Origin of the sequence: Mariniphaga sp. (assembly GCF_041687215.1) — a bacterium.
Lineage (GTDB): Bacteria > Bacteroidota > Bacteroidia > Bacteroidales > Prolixibacteraceae > Mariniphaga.
The window spans coordinates 47152-64292 of sequence record NZ_JAWLCI010000009.1; the positions used below are offsets into that span (position 1 = coordinate 47152).

General features: G+C 43.0%; 17 protein-coding genes and 1 tRNA gene. 8 read left to right on the top strand and 10 right to left on the bottom strand.

The window, feature by feature from the left end; translation table 11 throughout:
• Nucleotides 1–2: 2 nt before the first annotated feature.
• The 6 genes from ACESMA_RS05530 to ACESMA_RS05555 all read left to right on the top strand — a co-directional run bounded on the left by ACESMA_RS05530 (nucleotide 3) and on the right by ACESMA_RS05555 (nucleotide 2819).
• Nucleotides 3–449, top strand: a complete 447-nt coding sequence (locus tag ACESMA_RS05530) for a methyltransferase family protein (RefSeq protein ID WP_372947781.1) — start codon at nucleotides 3–5, stop codon at nucleotides 447–449.
• 48 nt (nucleotides 450–497) lie between these two features.
• Nucleotides 498–1022 (top strand): peptide deformylase, encoded by a 525-nt coding sequence (gene def / locus ACESMA_RS05535; RefSeq protein ID WP_372947782.1) that lies wholly within the window; start codon nucleotides 498–500, stop codon nucleotides 1020–1022.
• Between the two features lie 11 nt (nucleotides 1023–1033).
• Nucleotides 1034–1213, top strand: a complete 180-nt coding sequence (locus ACESMA_RS05540; RefSeq protein ID WP_372947783.1) for a DUF5320 domain-containing protein — start codon at nucleotides 1034–1036, stop codon at nucleotides 1211–1213.
• Nucleotides 1214–1371: 158 nt separating this feature from the next.
• Complete coding sequence (locus tag ACESMA_RS05545) at nucleotides 1372–1689, top strand: CD225/dispanin family protein (protein ID WP_372947784.1); 318 nt, start codon at nucleotides 1372–1374, stop codon at nucleotides 1687–1689.
• Nucleotides 1690–1692: 3 nt separating this feature from the next.
• Nucleotides 1693–2091, top strand: a complete 399-nt coding sequence (locus tag ACESMA_RS05550) for a DUF2752 domain-containing protein (protein ID WP_372947785.1) — start codon at nucleotides 1693–1695, stop codon at nucleotides 2089–2091.
• Nucleotides 2092–2156: 65 nt separating this feature from the next.
• Entirely contained in the window at nucleotides 2157–2819 is a 663-nt protein-coding gene (locus tag ACESMA_RS05555) for a hypothetical protein (RefSeq protein ID WP_372947786.1), read from the top strand.
• A gap of 14 nt (nucleotides 2820–2833) precedes the next feature.
• On the opposite strand, the gene ACESMA_RS05560 is transcribed toward ACESMA_RS05555, so the two are convergent.
• From ACESMA_RS05560 to folK, 4 genes are all read right to left on the bottom strand, one after another.
• Nucleotides 2834–4123, bottom strand: coding sequence for an AmpG family muropeptide MFS transporter (locus tag ACESMA_RS05560; RefSeq protein WP_372947787.1), 1290 nt, complete (start codon nucleotides 4121–4123; stop codon nucleotides 2834–2836).
• Between the two features lie 2 nt (nucleotides 4124–4125).
• Entirely contained in the window at nucleotides 4126–6600 is a 2475-nt protein-coding gene (locus ACESMA_RS05565; RefSeq protein ID WP_372947788.1) for a glycoside hydrolase family 9 protein, read from the bottom strand.
• A gap of 79 nt (nucleotides 6601–6679) precedes the next feature.
• Nucleotides 6680–8017, bottom strand: coding sequence for a SpoIID/LytB domain-containing protein (locus ACESMA_RS05570; RefSeq protein WP_372947789.1), 1338 nt, complete (start codon nucleotides 8015–8017; stop codon nucleotides 6680–6682).
• Entirely contained in the window at nucleotides 8014–8502 is a 489-nt protein-coding gene (gene folK, locus ACESMA_RS05575) for a 2-amino-4-hydroxy-6-hydroxymethyldihydropteridine diphosphokinase (RefSeq protein ID WP_372947790.1), read from the bottom strand. Before folK ends, ACESMA_RS05570 begins: the two co-directional genes overlap by 4 nt.
• A gap of 85 nt (nucleotides 8503–8587) precedes the next feature.
• On the opposite strand from folK, the gene sppA reads away from it, so the two are divergent.
• Nucleotides 8588–10360 (top strand): signal peptide peptidase SppA, encoded by a 1773-nt coding sequence (sppA, locus tag ACESMA_RS05580; RefSeq protein WP_372947791.1) that lies wholly within the window; start codon nucleotides 8588–8590, stop codon nucleotides 10358–10360.
• A gap of 103 nt (nucleotides 10361–10463) precedes the next feature.
• Here sppA and ACESMA_RS05585 read toward each other — a convergent pair whose 3' ends face one another.
• The 6 genes from ACESMA_RS05585 to ACESMA_RS05610 form a co-directional block, all read right to left on the bottom strand.
• Entirely contained in the window at nucleotides 10464–11132 is a 669-nt protein-coding gene (locus tag ACESMA_RS05585) for a fasciclin domain-containing protein (RefSeq protein ID WP_372947792.1), read from the bottom strand.
• Between the two features lie 273 nt (nucleotides 11133–11405).
• Nucleotides 11406–12620: an ATP-dependent Clp protease ATP-binding subunit ClpX gene (gene clpX, locus ACESMA_RS05590; RefSeq protein WP_372947826.1), complete on the bottom strand. Its 1215-nt coding sequence runs from the start codon at nucleotides 12618–12620 to the stop codon at nucleotides 11406–11408.
• Nucleotides 12621–12641: 21 nt separating this feature from the next.
• Nucleotides 12642–13325 carry an ATP-dependent Clp endopeptidase proteolytic subunit ClpP gene (gene clpP, locus ACESMA_RS05595; RefSeq protein WP_372947793.1) on the bottom strand — a complete coding sequence of 228 codons (684 nt, stop codon included), beginning with the start codon at nucleotides 13323–13325 and terminating at the stop codon, nucleotides 12642–12644.
• A gap of 101 nt (nucleotides 13326–13426) precedes the next feature.
• Complete coding sequence (gene tig / locus ACESMA_RS05600; protein ID WP_372947794.1) at nucleotides 13427–14779, bottom strand: trigger factor; 1353 nt, start codon at nucleotides 14777–14779, stop codon at nucleotides 13427–13429.
• 83 nt (nucleotides 14780–14862) lie between these two features.
• Nucleotides 14863–14944: transfer RNA gene (locus ACESMA_RS05605), tRNA-Leu, on the bottom strand.
• A gap of 45 nt (nucleotides 14945–14989) precedes the next feature.
• The gene (locus tag ACESMA_RS05610; RefSeq protein WP_372947795.1) at nucleotides 14990–15931 is read right to left on the bottom strand and encodes a hydrogen peroxide-inducible genes activator; all 942 of its coding nucleotides are present in this window, start codon (nucleotides 15929–15931) and stop codon (nucleotides 14990–14992) included.
• A 363-nt stretch (nucleotides 15932–16294) separates the two neighbouring features.
• On the opposite strand from ACESMA_RS05610, the gene ACESMA_RS05615 reads away from it, so the two are divergent.
• Nucleotides 16295–17089: a hypothetical protein gene (locus ACESMA_RS05615; protein ID WP_372947796.1), complete on the top strand. Its 795-nt coding sequence runs from the start codon at nucleotides 16295–16297 to the stop codon at nucleotides 17087–17089.
• Nucleotides 17090–17141 lie beyond the last annotated feature (52 nt).

Here is a 17141-nt window from a genome sequence, read left to right on the forward strand (position 1 = left end):
CAATGGAAAGAAAAATAATGCCGACAACCTGGTTTTTAGGTTTTCTTGCAATCACAATTCTTTTGAATTTTGTGATTGGAGAAAAAAGAATGATTCCATTTCCTTACAATCAATTGGGATGGATTCCTGTAATTTTAGGAATAGCGTTCAACCTTTGGACAGACAATCTTTTCAAAAAACACCAAACAACGGTCAAGCCGTATCTGAAACCATCTTGTTTTATTATAAAAGGTCCGTTTTGTATCAGCCGTAATCCAATGTACCTCGGCATGTTGTTCATTCTTGCAGGCACAGCAATTTTGCTAAAATCTGTCCTTTTAATTTTACCGTCATTTTTTTTTGTATTTATTATGGAAAGTTTTTATATCCGAAAAGAAGAACTATATCTGAAAGAGCAGTTCGGTGAAGACTTTTTGAAATACAAGCTAAAGGTTCGCCGGTGGTTGTAGCTTTGATAATTTCAAGCATTTGTTTAATTTTGTAACAAAAACGAAATCATGAGAATGCCAATTATAATATACGGCTCACCTGTTCTTAGAAAGAAAACTTTTGAGCTTGATGCCGGAGACGACTTTGTTCAACTGGCTGAAAACATGAAAGAAACACTCAAAAATGCCGAAGGTATTGGATTGGCAGGCCCACAGGTTGGGTTGTTGAAAAGCATTTTTTTAGTGGATACCACACCTATAAAAAGTGACGGCATAAAACCCGTCGAAAAAGTTTTTCTGAATCCGGTAATCCTGAACCACGATGACAACACCACCTGGTACAACGAAGGTTGTCTGAGCATCCCGGGAATTCATGAAGACATAAAGCGCCCTGAAAAAGTGGAAGTGCGTTACCGTGATCTTAATTTCGACTGGAAAGAAGAAACATTAACCGGACTGGAAGCCCGTATTTTTCAGCATGAATATGATCATTTGCAGGGAATACTATTTGTGGACAGACTGAACGCCCTCAGCAGAAAGCTCATTGATGGCAAACTTCGTCAAATTGCAAAAAAGAAATACGTAATCATTTAAAACGGAAAGTTATGCCAAAATTGAACGGAACCGGCCCTGACGGAAAAGGCCCGAAAACAGGAAGGGGTTTAGGGAAATGTGAAAAACGGCCTTTTGAAGAATTACTGCAAAAACTAGGTAAAGGATTGGGTAAACGCCGTAAATCAGGAGGTGGTCAAGGAAAGGGAAATAGATTGAAATATGATAGTTAATTTAAATTTTTTTTACAACCTCAAGTGGAAGCAAAATTTCATGAGTTATTATTGCCGGAAAAATTAGGTTATATTTTGTTTTATTTTTAAAAATCAAGAAGTAAATTTGTTTGACAGACTTTTCTGTGAAAATATCAACTTTTTTAAAATCCAATATTATGAACGATCAACTTGAACAACAGCCGCAATCTACCCAGCAAACTCCACCACCAAATTATTTGGTATGGGCTATCCTGACAACTATTTTATGCTGCCTCCCATTTGGTATTGTTTCCATTGTTTATGCTGCACAGGTAAACTCTAAATGGCAAATGGGCGATTACGAGGGGGCAAAACTTTCGAGTAAAAATGCCAAACTCTGGGCATTGATTTCTTTTGGCGTGGCAATTGTTGGCATTATTATTTCATTTTTGCTGGCTATTTTCGGAATATTTGCCGGGTTAGGATTGGAAGCACTGGAAGGAATTGATATTTAACCGATGAAAAAAATCATTTATGGCGGACTGCTGATTGCCCTGGCGGCTTTGGCAGTCCTTTTTTTTGTGCTCGACCCTGCCGAGCATGTTTTTTTCCCCCGGTGCATTTTTCATTCGCTTTCGGGCTGGTATTGCCCGGGATGCGGTTCCCAGCGGGCTATTCATAGCTTGTTACACCTGAACATAACCGGTGTGGTTCAAAATAATATTCTGTTTTTGCCGGCAGTGCTCGTCATATTTTATCACTACACACATCCCATTTTAAACAAGAAACTCAACTGGCGCCTTCCCAATATTCTTTACTTGAAAAATACGCCCTGGGTTATTTTCGGAATTATCCTGCTGTTTTGGGTATTGCGAAACCTGACGGTTTATCCGTTTTCTGTTTTGGCTCCCGGATAGCATCTTTTACTTTACTAAATGCGTGTTATGGTATAAATTTTGAAAGACTTTCAAAAATAAAAGCCATGAAACATTTTTTATACCTATTCGCTGTAATCGTACTTTTATCAGCCTGTTCAAATATCAATCAAATTATAACCGTCGATGACGAGTTCAAAAATGAAAAAAGCATCCGGCTCATTCAGGAACTGGAAAGTTATTCTGATGAAAAGCGCGGACGACTTTTAGGTCCGGATTACATTGTAACCCTAAAAACACTGTACATAAAACCGCAAAACCAGGATGGGAAAGTGACTGCAGAACTCACCCTGCAAACAGAAGCAAGGCCGGAAGAGCTCGACTCTCTGATTTTTATTGAAGCCGATGGAGAAAAATTTCAATTTATATCCCGTGAATATGCAGCCCGTCATTTTGTGAACCGCTCAGTTTCCACAACCACAACCACTTCAGTTGAAAAAAAGGAAGATAAAGAAAAAGAGGATGACGCTGAAAAAACCACTACCACCGCAGAAACCACTACCACTGACCAACCCCTACAAATAATGAAACGCACCTTTGAAATACCGCGCGATTTATGGGAAAAATTGAGCCAGGCAGAACAGCTGCGATTTCGTTTTTACATTGAAAGCGAAGGTGTAACAGTTCGATTCACTTCAGCCAACCGGAAAAAATTTTCCAAACTATTTCATTCAATTCTTTCATTTGAAAAATGGCAAGGTAACTCATAAAATATTGCTAACCGTTACTGTTCTTTCCCGTTTTTCATTCCAAATTTCGGATCGTACCGCAGGTAATTGATGATAATAAAACCCGGGATGGTGCATAACATTACCCAGATGAAAAAGTATTTGTAGCCAATCATCTCCTGAATCCAACCGCTGATCATTCCCGGAAGCATCATGCCCAGCGCCATAAATCCGGTGCAGAGTGCGTAGTGGGCGGTTTTATGCTCACCGTCGGAAACGTAAATCATGTAAAGCATAAATGCGGTAAATCCAAAACCATATCCAAACTGTTCAATAACAACTGACCCGGTGACAATCCAAAGACTTTCAGGTTGCACATAGGCCAGCAATACAAACATCAGGTTGGGCAGGTTCATGGTAATAACCATAGGAAGCATCCAGTATTTGAGTCCTTTTCGCGAAACGACAATTCCTCCGAGAATACCACCAAGCGTAAGTGCAATCATCCCGGCTGTTCCGTAAACAAACCCAATGTTGCTGGTCGAAAGTCCCAGTCCGCCTACTTCCGGATCGTCGAGCAAGAACGGGGTAGCGAGTTTCACCAGTTGTGCTTCGCCAAGCCTGAAAATCAATATAAATACAATGGAGAGCACAATTCCATCTTTTTTAAAAAAGGTGACAAATGTTTCCACAAAACCGGCCATTACCTGTTTCAGCGATTTCGATTCGCGTTTTACATCGGAAGTAGGATAAGGCAAAATAAACAGGTGCCAAATGAAGAACGCCAGAAACAAGGCGGCAAAAACGAAAAAAGTGATACTCCATGCCCACTGGTTGTTGTCGCCAGCAATTTCTTCCATTTGCCCGGCCAGAATAACCAGCGGACCCTGCCCTGCCAGCATGGCAAACCGGTAAAACGTATTGCGGATTCCCACAAAAAATGCCTGGTCGTGTTTGGAAAGGCCAAGCATGTAAAACCCGTCGGCAGCAATGTCGTGCGTGGCCGAGCTGAACGCCATCAGCCAGAAAAAAGCAATGGTATATTGAAAGAATTTGTCTGCCGGTAGCGTAAACGCAACTCCGGCCAGCGCGGCGCCAATCACCAGTTGCATCACCACAATCCAGTACCGTTTGGTTTTCAGGATATCCACAATAGGGCTCCAAAGCGGTTTAATCACCCAGGGCAGGTAAAGCCAACTCGTGTACAATGCAATATCGGTATTGGAAATATCGAGACGTTTGTACATGATTACAGAAACGGTCATTACAAAAACGTAGGGAAGCCCTTCGGCAAAATAAAGGGTGGGAATCCATGCCCACGGGTTACGGGTTGCTGGTTTCGACATAATTACGGTTTTAACGATTTAAACTGGTATCCTTTGGAAGAAAAATGGCGGATCAGGTCTTCCAGAATCCGGTAAAATTTATCGGTGCGTTCGGCAGCTGTTCCGGGGTGAATGAGCAGGATGGCACCATTCAGTCCCTTAGGTTGTTTATGCTCGAATTGCAGGAGGTTGGTATAAATTTTTACAGATGATTTGTAGTTTTCCATTTCCGGGGTGGTGTAATCGGCATTGGTTCCCGTGCCGGGCGTGAAGTTCACCACTTCGAGGCCCAGGTTGCGGCTCCAGTCCACTATTTGCCGGTTGTACCATTCGTAAGGCGGCATAAACCAGCGTGCTTCTTTAGATTTTACACCGAATTTTTCCAGTTCTGCAAAATTGCTTTTCAAATCGGTTTCAAATGTTTCAAATGAAACCAAAGTTGAATCCCGGTTTTCCCAGTCGCAGTAGAGCAGATGCCCGTCGGAATGGGCTCCCACGTAATGCCCCTGCTCCACAATCTTTTTGATAATATTCCTGAATTCGGGATTTCGCAAAAAGTTTCCGGTAAAAAAGAACGAACCTTTGATGTCCTGTTTTTCCAAGACCTGCAAAACATGTTCACCGCCTTCAAACTGCGTGTCAGCCGTAAAGGCGAGATAAATATTTTTTTCATTGGGATTGAACCGGATGACAGCGCCCTGATCGTCTTTTATTTTTTCAGCTTTCTGTGCCATTTTCCGCCCGTCATTTTCCAGCGAAGCCAGGTAATAACTAAGGCTTGCGGTACCGTCCATGGTAGGTTCGTTGGTGGCATAATCGCCAATATCGTCGTGGTAAACCGCTTTGCCATTGTTAAAAGCCGCGTATTCATCGGGGTTTTGCAATGCAATTCCAATCTGGTTTTTATGGCGCCGTGCATCAATGGGCCCGTCAACCAAGCCGCCCGGTGTTGTTCCGCCCAGCAAAACCGTGTACGATGAATGCGGCAGCATGGGCGAATCTTCCACACCCGGGAGTCCGCAAATCATGGCTGTTCCCCACGGATTGCAGCCAAACAGCCAGTCGCGCAGGGCAGCTTCCATCTCTTCAAATTCGGTATTTCCGGTCTGTTCCCGGTAAAGCCTGGCCTGGGTAATGGCCGCAGCCACCAGGTTATTCGAGCACCACAAAAACGGCAAACCGAAAAAGAATGGATCGTTTTTCCCCCGTTCAGCTAAAAGCTGCAATCCTTTTTCATAAAAGCCGGCAAACTCTTCTTTTTCATTCTGCATCATAAAAAAGTGGCCAAGGTTCACAAACGGATAGGACTCGTAATGTCCGGCTGTGTCGTTTTTAATCCACGGACTCACGTGTTCCCGGTGCCCCCAGTATTCGGCTTCTTTCAAAAATTTTTCCTCATCTGTCAGCCGGTAAAGTTGTGTCGCCGCCAGTTGCAAATCGTCGGCATAGTTTTTTTCCTCGTAATAATAGGGCGAAACATTGCAGGCGGTTTGGGTGTAGCCGGTGTCGGACAGGGCAAAATCAAAGGCGTCCAGCGCTTTTTGTTTCATCAGTTCCGCCAGTTCCGGGTCGGATTCTCCGAAAAGTTCAGCTCCCAAAGCAAACCCGGATGCAAATTTTCCGGCGATGGACGAAACACCGGTACTGGTGTTTTTGAATTCGGCTAGTCCCTGCGGATTGCCGGTTACAAAATAAACCGGCCGGTATTTCCCCAACCCGTAATCAGCCGGGTCGTTGGTTGGCAGCCGGAAGCCAATATGGTCGCGGTCGTCGGCAATCTGGTTGTAAATTTCTCCCGGCGCAGGGTTCATTTTCAGCATCCACTGCAGGCCCCACTTAATTTCGTCCAGAATATCGGGAATTCCGTTGGCGCCTTCATCCCCGCTGGCATCGTAAAAATCGCCCCAGATTTCAGGATAATTTTTGTAGGCAAACATCATCTGAAAAATGGTATTGATGGAAGTAGTGGAATATTGCAAATAATCGGTGGCATCGTGCCAGCCGCCGGTAACGTTAATGAGCTCGCCCGAGCGGGTGGGATGATCGACAATAATCCCGTCGTGCAGGTGGCACGAATCTTTCAGGAACGGATTATAACTACACCGTTGCTGTCGCATGTAGTTGAGCAGGAAATCGGCTGTTCCTTCATAAACGTCTGCATGTATTCGAAAGTTGGATGAACGGGCATCACCCAGCTTCAGGTAATAGCCACCTTGGGTTTCAAAATTGGAAAAATTGAGCCGGTAAGCGGTTTTCATGCCCCACTCTGCAGCAGACTTCAGTTCGGTTTTTCCTTTGAAAACCACGTTGTTGGTAATGGCATCGTGCAGGGTAAAATTTCTCGCGTTGATTTCATCTGAAGCCAGAAACACCGCCACTTTTACTGCCTGCGGCTGGTAACCCAGTTGGTTGATGCGGATAACTTCTACTGCAATTATTCTGGTGCCGGAAAAAAACAGCATTAAAAACAGAAAAAGAAGATAGAAATTTCGTTTCATCGGTTTTCAGTTTATTCTTGAAATCATTTGCCCTACAAATAAAGCGGAAAATCCGGAATCCAATTCCAAATTTTCATGGTTAATAACTTTTATTCAAAACCGCATCCCTAAAATAGTGTGCTAAAATATCCTTATACGAATACCCTTTTTCGCCCATTACGGCAGCGCCAATCTGGCAAAGTCCCACGCCGTGGCCCCAGCCGGCGCCGGTTAAAACAAATTTTTGCGGAATACCGTTTTTTAACTCCAGATGATCAACCACAAAAGCCGAACTGTAAAGGTGTGATTCCGAAATCCACTTGCGGATTTCAAGCTCTTTGCCAACGGATAGCGTTTTTTTTGTGCCATGGATTTTCAGTTTAACCAGTCGCGAGGAGTGCCCGCGCTTTACCGGCTCCAGTTTTACTATTTCGCCAAAATTTATTTCCGAACGTTTTTTAATCAGTTCTGACAATTCTTTTTGCGAATATTCCACCTTCCAGCGGTAAAAATCGGTGGTTTTCTGGTCAAAATCGGGAAGCACCTGGCTTAGAATTTTCTGGTCGGTGGTGTTGCAAAACGCGTGAGGTTTGTTGCGAATCCACAATTCAGCTTCGTCTTCCTGCCGGAGATCGACGCAGGTGGTGTCGCCAAGTTCCGAATCAACCACTTTGGTAAGATAACGATGTCGCAACGGTTCCCACACGTTTTCAAAATTTTCGGAAACGCCGCCGCAACATTTGGAAAACCGGGCATCGCAAATTTTTCCTTCATACATCAGCACTTCGCCTCGGGTTGCTTCCACCGCCTGCAATGCTTTCTCCGAATGAATTTTTGTGATTCCCTGGTACCGCTGGCAATGGTCATCGGCACATACATCAAAAGTAGTGTGGTCTTCGCGGTCGTACCAGCGGATGATTTCATCAGCAGTTTCGTGCGACGTCTGGTAAAGTCCGCCCCCGGCCTTCAGCGATTTGGTTTTTTCAATTTGCGCCAGCAGCCAACTGCGGGAAATTACTGCATGAGCTTTCAGCAGTTCAGGCGAACTGGTGGCGCTCATTTCCGAAGAAATCACACTTTTCAGGTAATCTTCCAGGCCGATCACATTAATGGCGCGCACTTTTCCGTCTTCGGGAATCAGTTTCAACGCTCCCTGAAACCGTTGGTTTTCTTCCTGTTCCCAGTGAAAATCAACGCCAATGATGACGTTTTTCAATTCAAAATACGAATCTTTATTTTCGGGTGAAAGCTTCAGGAGATTTCCGAAATTTATTTCATTGGACCGCGTTCGAATTATAATTTGATTATTTTTTAAAAGCGCTGTGTATTCACCTGCCGGAAATTTTTCCTTTTGTTCTGATAAAAAATCACAACCAAGGTTGAATTTAAGATCTTTGCTTGCCAAAATTCCAACAGCAATTTCAGGTTGATTATTCATAGTTTTATTTTTCTTATTTCCGATTTGTCCAAACAATTCTCTAACAATTGACTACTGGTTTTTTGTAACAAAGGGTGTCTTTTTTCAGGGGCAATTTCAGTCAGCGGCACCAGCACAAAAAGCCGTTCCGCAATGTGTGGATGAGGAATTATTAGTCGTTCATTTTCCAAAACATGGCTATCGAAATACAAAATGTCGATGTCCATTTCCCGTGAAGAATAATTTTCCGACCTGCGCTTTCTGCCAAATAACTGTTCAATGGATTTAATTTTTTGCAGAAGTTCTTCAGGATTTAACCCGGTTTCTATTTCCACCACCATGTTCCAGAAATTCTCTTCGGCCTGAAACCCCCACGGAGGTGTTTCATAAACAGAAGATTTTTTGCGGATTGCACCCAGTTCATTTTCAATAAGAAGAAGAACATTTGTCAAATTATTGTGTTTGTTTCCAAGATTTCCGCCAATTCCTAAAAAAACCTGGTGCATTGAATCGTATATTTGTAATTATTTTGGAGATAAATTTACCCATCATTTACCAAATAACGGTAATGAAAACATAAATTCAATAGATATGAAAGAATTTTTTAAGTATGTTCTGGCGACAGTGGTTGGAGTAATTGCGGTTTCAGTTATCGGATTTTTCCTGTTTTTTATGGCGATAGGGATATTAATTTCCTCAACAGAAAAACAGGTTTCTGTACAGAATAATTCTATGCTGGTGCTCGATTTGGAGCGGCAGATTGTTGACCGGGCGCCGAACGATCCTTTCCAGGATTTGGATATCCCGGGATTTCCGCAGTTAAAAACCATTGGCCTCGACGATATCCAAACTTCGTTGCAAAAAGCTGTACACGACGACCGCATAAAAGGCGTTTACCTGAAACTTTCTATGGTTAACGGAGGAATGGCCTCGGTTGAAGAAATCAGAAATGCACTGATTGCTTTTAAAGACAGCAGCGACAAGCCGGTTTATGCCTACGGAGATATGTACGACCAAAAATCGTATTACCTGGCAACTGTGGCCGATGAAATTGTGGTTCATCCACTGGGATCGGTTGATTTCAGGGGACTAGGTGGCGAAATGATGTTTTTTACCAAAGCGTTGGATAAGTTGGGGATTGAAATGCAAATCGTAAGGCACGGAAAATTTAAAGCGGCTGTGGAACCTTTTATGCTTGAAAAAATGAGCGAAGAAAATCGGGAACAGCAACTTACTTATATGGGAAGTCTTTGGAATCACATGTTAAAAGGAATTTCGGAAGCCAGAAACATTTCTGTTGACCAGTTAAATCTCCTGGCCGACGAGGTTCAAACATTCCGGCAGGGCGAAAAAGCCGTTGAATCGGGCCTTTTGGATGCCGCCAAATACAAAGATGAAGTGCTGGACGATTTGCGGGAAATTACCGGAATTGAAGCAAAAAAAGGCGTTCCGATTATCAGTGCAACCAATTATGCGAAAGTTCAGGTTAAAGGCGCTGAAAAACCTTTCAGCCGGAATAAAATTGCCGTGATTTATGCCAGTGGCGATATTGGAATGTCTATGGGTGGCGAAGCAATTATTGGAGATGAAATTGGCAGGGAAATCAGAAAAGTGCGCCAGGACAGCTCCTACAGAGCTATTGTATTGCGTGTGAATTCGCCCGGCGGAGCTGTTTTTGATTCGGAAGTTATCTGGCGTGAAGTGAAACTGGCTGCCGAAGAAAAAACTATGGTGGTATCGTTTGGTGATGTGGCAGCTTCGGGAGGTTATTATATTGCCTGCCCGGCCGACCAGATTGTTGCTCACCCGAATACCATTACCGGTTCCATTGGTATTTTCGGAATGATTCCCAATATGGGTGTACTTTTTAATGACAAGCTGGGCATTTCTACCGATGTGGTAAAAACCAATAAAAATTCCGATCTGCTTTCTCTTACACGGCCCATGACCGAATACGAGCGGCAACTTTTGCAACAAAGTATTGAGGAAGGATACGATCTGTTTATTTCGCATGTGGCTGATGGCCGCGGAATGACCAAAGAGCAAGTGGATGAAATTGGGGAAGGCCGTGTTTGGAGTGGCGAAAATGCCAAAGAAATTGGACTGGTTGACGAGTTTGGCGGATTACAACATGCCATTGAATTGGCAGCCGAAATTGAAGGTCTGGGAAACTATCGAACCGTTGCTTTGCCTGCTCAAATGGATCCGTTCCAGCAAATGTTTAAAACCGGCACCGACAACGTCAGGGCCTGGTTCCTGAAAAATCAACTGGGTGAAAATTACCGGTACTATGAATTCCTGAAAAAATCATCGGAAATGAATGGCATTTATGCCCGAATTCCATATGATATAAACATAAATTAGCAGGCAATCATTTACTTGATGCTAAAATTTTCCCTTTAAAATGCAAGAGGCTGTTCAGATATCCGAACAGCCTCTTGTGCTTTGTATGGGGCAATAAATATTATTATAATCCAAGATCGACTGGTAATATAACTGCATCAATAACGTGTATGATTCCGTTTGAAGCTGAAATGTTAGCATCAATAATATTGGCTGTGTTTCCAACTGCAGTAATTCCCAAGTCAGTTCCAACGGTGAAAGTGGCACCCAACAGTGTGGTAATGGTGCGTGTTCCGCGTGGAGGAACTACACTATTGGCTGCACGACGGCCCTCAACCACGTGATAAAGAAGTACGTTTGAAATAGTACCTTCACCGAGCAGTGCGTCAATGGCTGCGAACGGTCCATCATTTGCCAGAATGTCCTGATCAAGTAAACCTGAAACGGCAGTAACTAAATTAACAAAAGCCTCATCGGTCGGAGCGAAAACAGTGTATTGTTCGCCACCGGTGAAAACTCCGGTCAATCCGGCGTATTCAAGTGCGCCCAAGAGCAGAGTGAACTGAGGTTCTTCCGCTTCGGTAGAAGCAACTACAATTTCTGCAATTGTTTGGTTTCCGGGTTTTACAGCCTTACCCTTTTTCAATTCTGCATCTTGTGCCGAGAATGCTTCTTCCGGGAAAAATCCGTCATCAGCTTTGTTGCAACTTACAGCCACCAGGGCCAAAGAAAAGATTCCTACCATCACCAAACTTCTGAAGTTCAGTTTGTTTTTCAAATTCAGTTTTTTCATGTTTCTAATTTTAAATGTTTACAATTACGTTTTAATAATTTTAAATTTTCGTAATCTAAAACTGAAAAAAGAAATTTTTGTTTAAAAATCTTTAATAAAATTACAACAAAATTGCTTTTTAAACATATCTTTTATATTAAATATCTAATTATCAATTGTTTAAAAAATTGTTAAAATTAGTTAAAATAATAAAGATATCTATTTTATACTCAACAGGAAATAAAAAAACCGGGATTTCCCGGTTTTAAAAAAATATGTTGTCAACTTTTCGAATTAACTTGCTTTCAACCTTCTGATGCTCGACCTGTCCATTTTACCCTGCGCATATTCCTGTGTAATAATCAGGTAATCAGTTTTTTCAGAGGGCATTTCGTACATGGCGTCGTTCATGATGCCTTCGCAAATTGAACGCAGACCGCGGGCGCCAAGTTTAAACTCAATGGCTTTATCCACAATGTATTGCAGCGCTTCCTCTTCAAATTCCAGTTCAATTTTATCTATTTTGAAAAGCTTTTTGTATTGTTTGATTACTGAATTTTTGGGCTCGGTAAGAATCCGGCGCAGGGCAGTTTTGTCCAGCGGATCGAGGTGAACCAGAACCGGTAAACGACCGATAATCTCAGGAATCAATCCAAAGGATTTCAAATCCTGTGGCGCAATGTACTGAAGCAGGTTTTCGCGTTCGATGCGATCCACCTCTTTAGCAGCGCTGTACCCAATCACCTTTGTATTCAGGCGGTTGGCAATTTTCCGTTCAATGCCGTCGAAAGCACCGCCGCAAATAAACAGGATATTTTTGGTATCCACCGGAATGAGTTTCTGTTCGGGATGTTTGCGCCCTCCCTGCGGAGGAACATTAACCACGGCGCCTTCCAACAGTTTCAGCAATCCCTGCTGAACACCTTCGCCCGAAACATCGCGGGTAATGGAAGGATTGTCGCTTTTGCGGGCAATTTTGTCAATTTCGTCGATAAAAACGATGCCGCGCTCGGCAGCTTCGGTGTTGTAGTCGGCAGCCTGAAGCAGGCGGGTTAAAATACTTTCAATGTCTTCGCCCACATACCCGGCTTCGGTAAGAACCGTGGCATCCACAATGGTAAACGGCACATGCAGCATTTTTGCAATAGTGCGTGCCAGCAGTGTTTTTCCTGTTCCGGTTTCACCTACCAGAATGATGTTGGATTTTTCGATTTCGGTTTCGTCTTTGTCCAGCGGCTGAGTGAGACGTTTATAATGATTGTAAACGGCAACCGAAATAATTTTTTTCGCCTCATCCTGACCAATAACATACTGGTCAACAAACTCCTTGATTTGTTTTGGTTTCAAAAGTTGAATACCTGCCAAATCAAATGAGCTATCCTTTTTTATTTCTTCCTGGATAATGGAGTAAGCCTGTTCTGCACATCGATCGCAGATGTGACCTTCGATTCCGGCAATTAAGAGGTTTACTTCCTTTTTTTCACGTCCGCAAAAAGAGCATTTATCCATTCTGATTTTATTTGCCATTGATTATTTTTTTGTCGTATCTCTCACTAAAATTTCATCAATCATGCCATACTTCACTGCTTCTTCCGAAGTCATCCAGTAATCACGATCAGCATCTTTTTCTACCTGTTTTACCGGTTTTCCGGTGTGATGTGAAATGATGTTGTACAATTCAGCTTTTATTTTGATGATTTCGCGTGCGGTAATTTCAATATCTGAAGCCTGGCCCTGGGCACCCCCCATGGGTTGGTGAATCATCACCCGCGAGTGTTTCAGTGCCGAACGTTTTCCTTTGGCTCCGGCGGTTAGCAGCACAGCGCCCATCGATGCAGCCATTCCGGTACAAATGGTAGCTACGTTAGCCGAAATATATTGCATGGTATCGTAAATTCCCAAACCTGCATGCACATGTCCGCCGGGTGAATTCAGGTAAATCTGAATGTCTTTCGATGGGTCCGTTGATTCCAGAAACAGCAACTGCGCCTGGATAATGTTGGCAACTGTATCGTCAATCGGAACTCCTAAAAAAATAATCCGGTCCATCATCAGACGCGAAAATACGTCCATGGAGGCCACATTTAACTGGCGTTCCTCAATAATGGTGGGCGAAATATAGCTTCCGTAGGCTGAATTATAACGCTGTAATGTTAAACTGCTGATACCTTCGTGTTTAACGGCATATTTTCTGAATTCATCGTGCTTATTCATTGTACTTTCTCCTTATAAAAAAATAACTTTGTAATTCTGTTTCAAGTTGAAAACGAACTACAAAGTTATAAAAAAGTTGTTTGGTTAAACCCCTTCAAAGGTTATTTGGCCATTTCCTCAAACTCCTCGCGGGTTACTTCTTTATTTTCAAGGGTAACTTTTCCTTTTACCACGCCAATTACCTTGTCTTCCAAAATTTTATTGTATAACCGTTCTTTTTCTTCCGGTTTTTCAAGAATCATTTTGGCAAACGACTCCAACTGGTCTTTCGGTGCATTGTAAATACCGTATTGGCTGTATTGCGCGTGCGCAATTTGTTTGGCTAATCCAAATGCTTCCTCTTCTTCAACCTTCAATTCATTTTCCTTTACAATGAAATCTTTAATAAGCTGCCAGCGCAGGTCTTTCATAAACCCATTAAAATCTTTTTCAATCTGTTCGTCGGTAACATCTTTGTTGGCTTCTTTCAGCCAGCGTTTCAGAAAAGCTTCCGGCAATTCGGGGTTTACTTTTTCAACCAGTGTATCGCGGGTATCGTAGGCAAAACGGCGGTCAGACGACTGCAACAAACTATTGGCTATTTCTTCCTTCAGTTTATTTCTTAAATCTTCTTCGGTCTTCACCTCTGTGTCTTCCCCGTATATTTTTTTGTAAAGTTCTTCGTTCAATTCAGGTTTTTGGTAGTCAAGTATTTCTGAAATGGTAAAGTTGAAACTGCTGTTTAAATCGTGTGCCTGTTCGTGGCTGATTTTCAGCAGGTGGCCCACTTCGTGCCTGTCGCCATAAGCAACAACCGGGTCGAAGGTCAGCACTTCACCTTTCTGTTTTCCAATGAATTGTTTTTTAATACCTTCATCTTTTACCAGGTCAACCGAAAGCAATACACCATCGGCATTAATTCCTTCCTCTTTCTGGTTTCCTTCTTCATCCAATTCAACAAAATCGCCACGTACCAGGCTCTTTTCTGCTACTTCATCGGCATCGATATTTTCGCCCATTTGCGATTGAATCATCTCCACCTGTTCGTTCACCATATCGTCGGTTACTTTAATGGTGAAATAATTGAGTTTATCTTCTTCGCTTAACTGAACTTCAACTTTTGGCGCCAATGCCACATCGAATGCAAATTCAAAATCTTCATCCTTTTCCCAATCAATGGGTTTTTGGTGTTCGGTGCTGGCAAGCGGTTCGCCCAAAATCTGCAGTTTTTCTTCCATCAAATAGCGGGTGAGGTTTTGCGAAAGCATTTTGTTGATTTCTTCCACCATCACCGATTTTTCGAAACGCCTTTTAATAAGTCCCATGGGCGCTTTACCCGGCCTGAACCCGGGAATTGAAGCCTTTTGACGATAGTCTTTTAACGTGTCTTCAACTGTTTTTTCGTAATCTGTTTTTTCAATTAAAACCTTAATTACCGCATTTACATTGTCGGTATTTTCTCTGGTAACCTTCATATTGAATCGATAAATTTATTTTCAGAACCTTTTATTAAATCACCGCCGGCAAAATCACTGGTTGGATTAGCCGGCGGTGTTTGTGCGGACGAAGGGACTCGAACCCCCACGCCGTGTGGCACCAGATCCTAAGTCTGGCGCGTCTACCAATTCCGCCACGTCCGCAAAAAACAGGGCGCAAAGGTAATTATTTTTTTGAATAGCAGAAAATTATTTCCATTCAACAACGGTTCCGCGTTGTTCATTTTGAAGCTCCTGCGGAATGGCGTCTTTTATTTCGCGCCACAGCAGATTAATCAGTTTGTGTTTGGCAAAATGGCGCGAGTAAACCAGGCTCACTTCGCGCAGCGGTTTCAGGTTGCTGAATGAGCGCACGTTTTCCTTCCTTTTTTCCGCCATACTGAGGGTAGCCAGCTCAGGAATGAGTGTAATTCCGCCTTCGCGGTCAACAATATTCATGAGCGTTTCCAGCGAGCCGGCTTCGAAATGGAAGGGCAACTGGCTGTCAACGGTGCCGAGGAATGAGCAAAGATTTACTACCTGATCGCGAAAGCAGTGGCCGTCGCTTAGCAGCCAGATTTCGGGTATGGCAATGTCTTTTAATGTGATTTCCTTTTTTTTGTGCAGTTTGCTTTCCGGATTCACATAAATCATCATCTCTTCGTAAAATACCGGCTTTTCAATAATTTTTTCCTCTTTGAGCGGTGTGACCAGTATTCCCACATCAATCAGATCTTTGTTCAGGAGGCTTACAATTTCATCGGTGGTTTGCTCCACCACTTTAATGTAAATGTTGGGATATTTCCTTTTATAACGACCAATAAAAACGGGCAACAGGTAAGGCGCCAGCGTTGGAATAATACCGATGCGCAACATGCCCGAAACCTGGTTTTTGTGGTCTTTTACGATATTGTTCAATTCTTCGGACTGTTTCAGCACAATGCGCGCCTGTTCAACAATTCGCTGCCCAACATCAGTGGGAATAAGCGGTTGTTTGCTGCGGTCGAAAATGATGATTTCCAAATCTTCCTCCAGCTTTTTTATTTGCATGGAAAGCGTGGGCTGGGTAATAAAACACGACTCGGCGGCTTTGCCAAAATGGCGATAGGTATCCACCGCAACAATATATTCCAATTGGGTCAGCGTAATCATGGCGCGTAAAATTTGGCCCTAAAAATAGAAATTAATTGCCTGATGCAAAAAGAAAGGCGGGATAAAGTGGGTTGGTAACAAAATATTAACTGGCAAAACCTTTTAACAAATAATCCGGTATTGAGCCGATTCATCCCTTTTTTCGGCTCACAAAATTCAATCTGTTTGAGTCGGAAAAAATTTGTATTCGGCTCAAGAATTTTTTATATGGCAACATCCCGCTGAAATTAAAGCTTTTCTGGTTACAGGACAGGGGCGCAGTACCAGTTACCATGTGAATATTGACTAAATCACAAGTTCTTCGAATTAAAAATCCGGCAGCGTCTGTCAGAAATTCTTAATTTTGCAGAAAATAATGAAACGATGAAGTTTACCATTTATATAACTGTTTTAGTTGCCGGGATACTTTTTTTGGCTTGCGGACCAACCGACGAAGAAAAAGCCAGTGCAAAACTGAACTTTGCCCAGTCGCTGCTGGAGAAAAATGATACGGCCACTGCATTGCGCCACCTCGACAGCATTCCGCGTCTTTACCCGAAAGCGGTTTACGCGCTGAATGCCGCCAAAAACCTGGTGAGCGAGGTTCAGTTCGATTTGCTGCACCGAAAAGAGGCTCAACTGGATTCGCTGAAAGTGAAAATAGAAGCGCTTGAAAAACCGTTCCGCAAGGAAAAAACGGAATTCGACCGTTACACGCAGTACATTCACAACCGGCAAACGTTTCAGCGGGCTTGGGACCGTTCCTACATTCAGGTGCATTTGGATGAACAGGGTGAAATTTACCTGAGCAGCAACTACCACGGCGAAAAATGGCTCGACCACACCGCCCTGCGTGTTTACGACCAGGGCGACGATGCCAAAACCGAAGAAATTCCCATTGGCGACCCAAACAACCACCGCAGCGATTTTATGGAAGCCAAATGGGAAAAAGTGAGCTACCGCAACGGCAAAGACAATGGCGTAATGGAGTTCATTGCCAACCATATTGACCGCAACCTGAAAGCCGTTTTCCTGGGCAACGAATATTATTACATCATTTTGGAATCGTACGACAAACAGGCGGTGAAAGATGCTCTTGCCCTTTCCAAAACACTAAAGCAAAAAAACGCGTTGGAAGCTGAAGTAGCGGCATTGCAAAAAACCTTGAATATCAATTAAATTGTTTCTGAGCCAAAGATTGTGTTCCCGCAGATTGCGCTGATAAACGCAG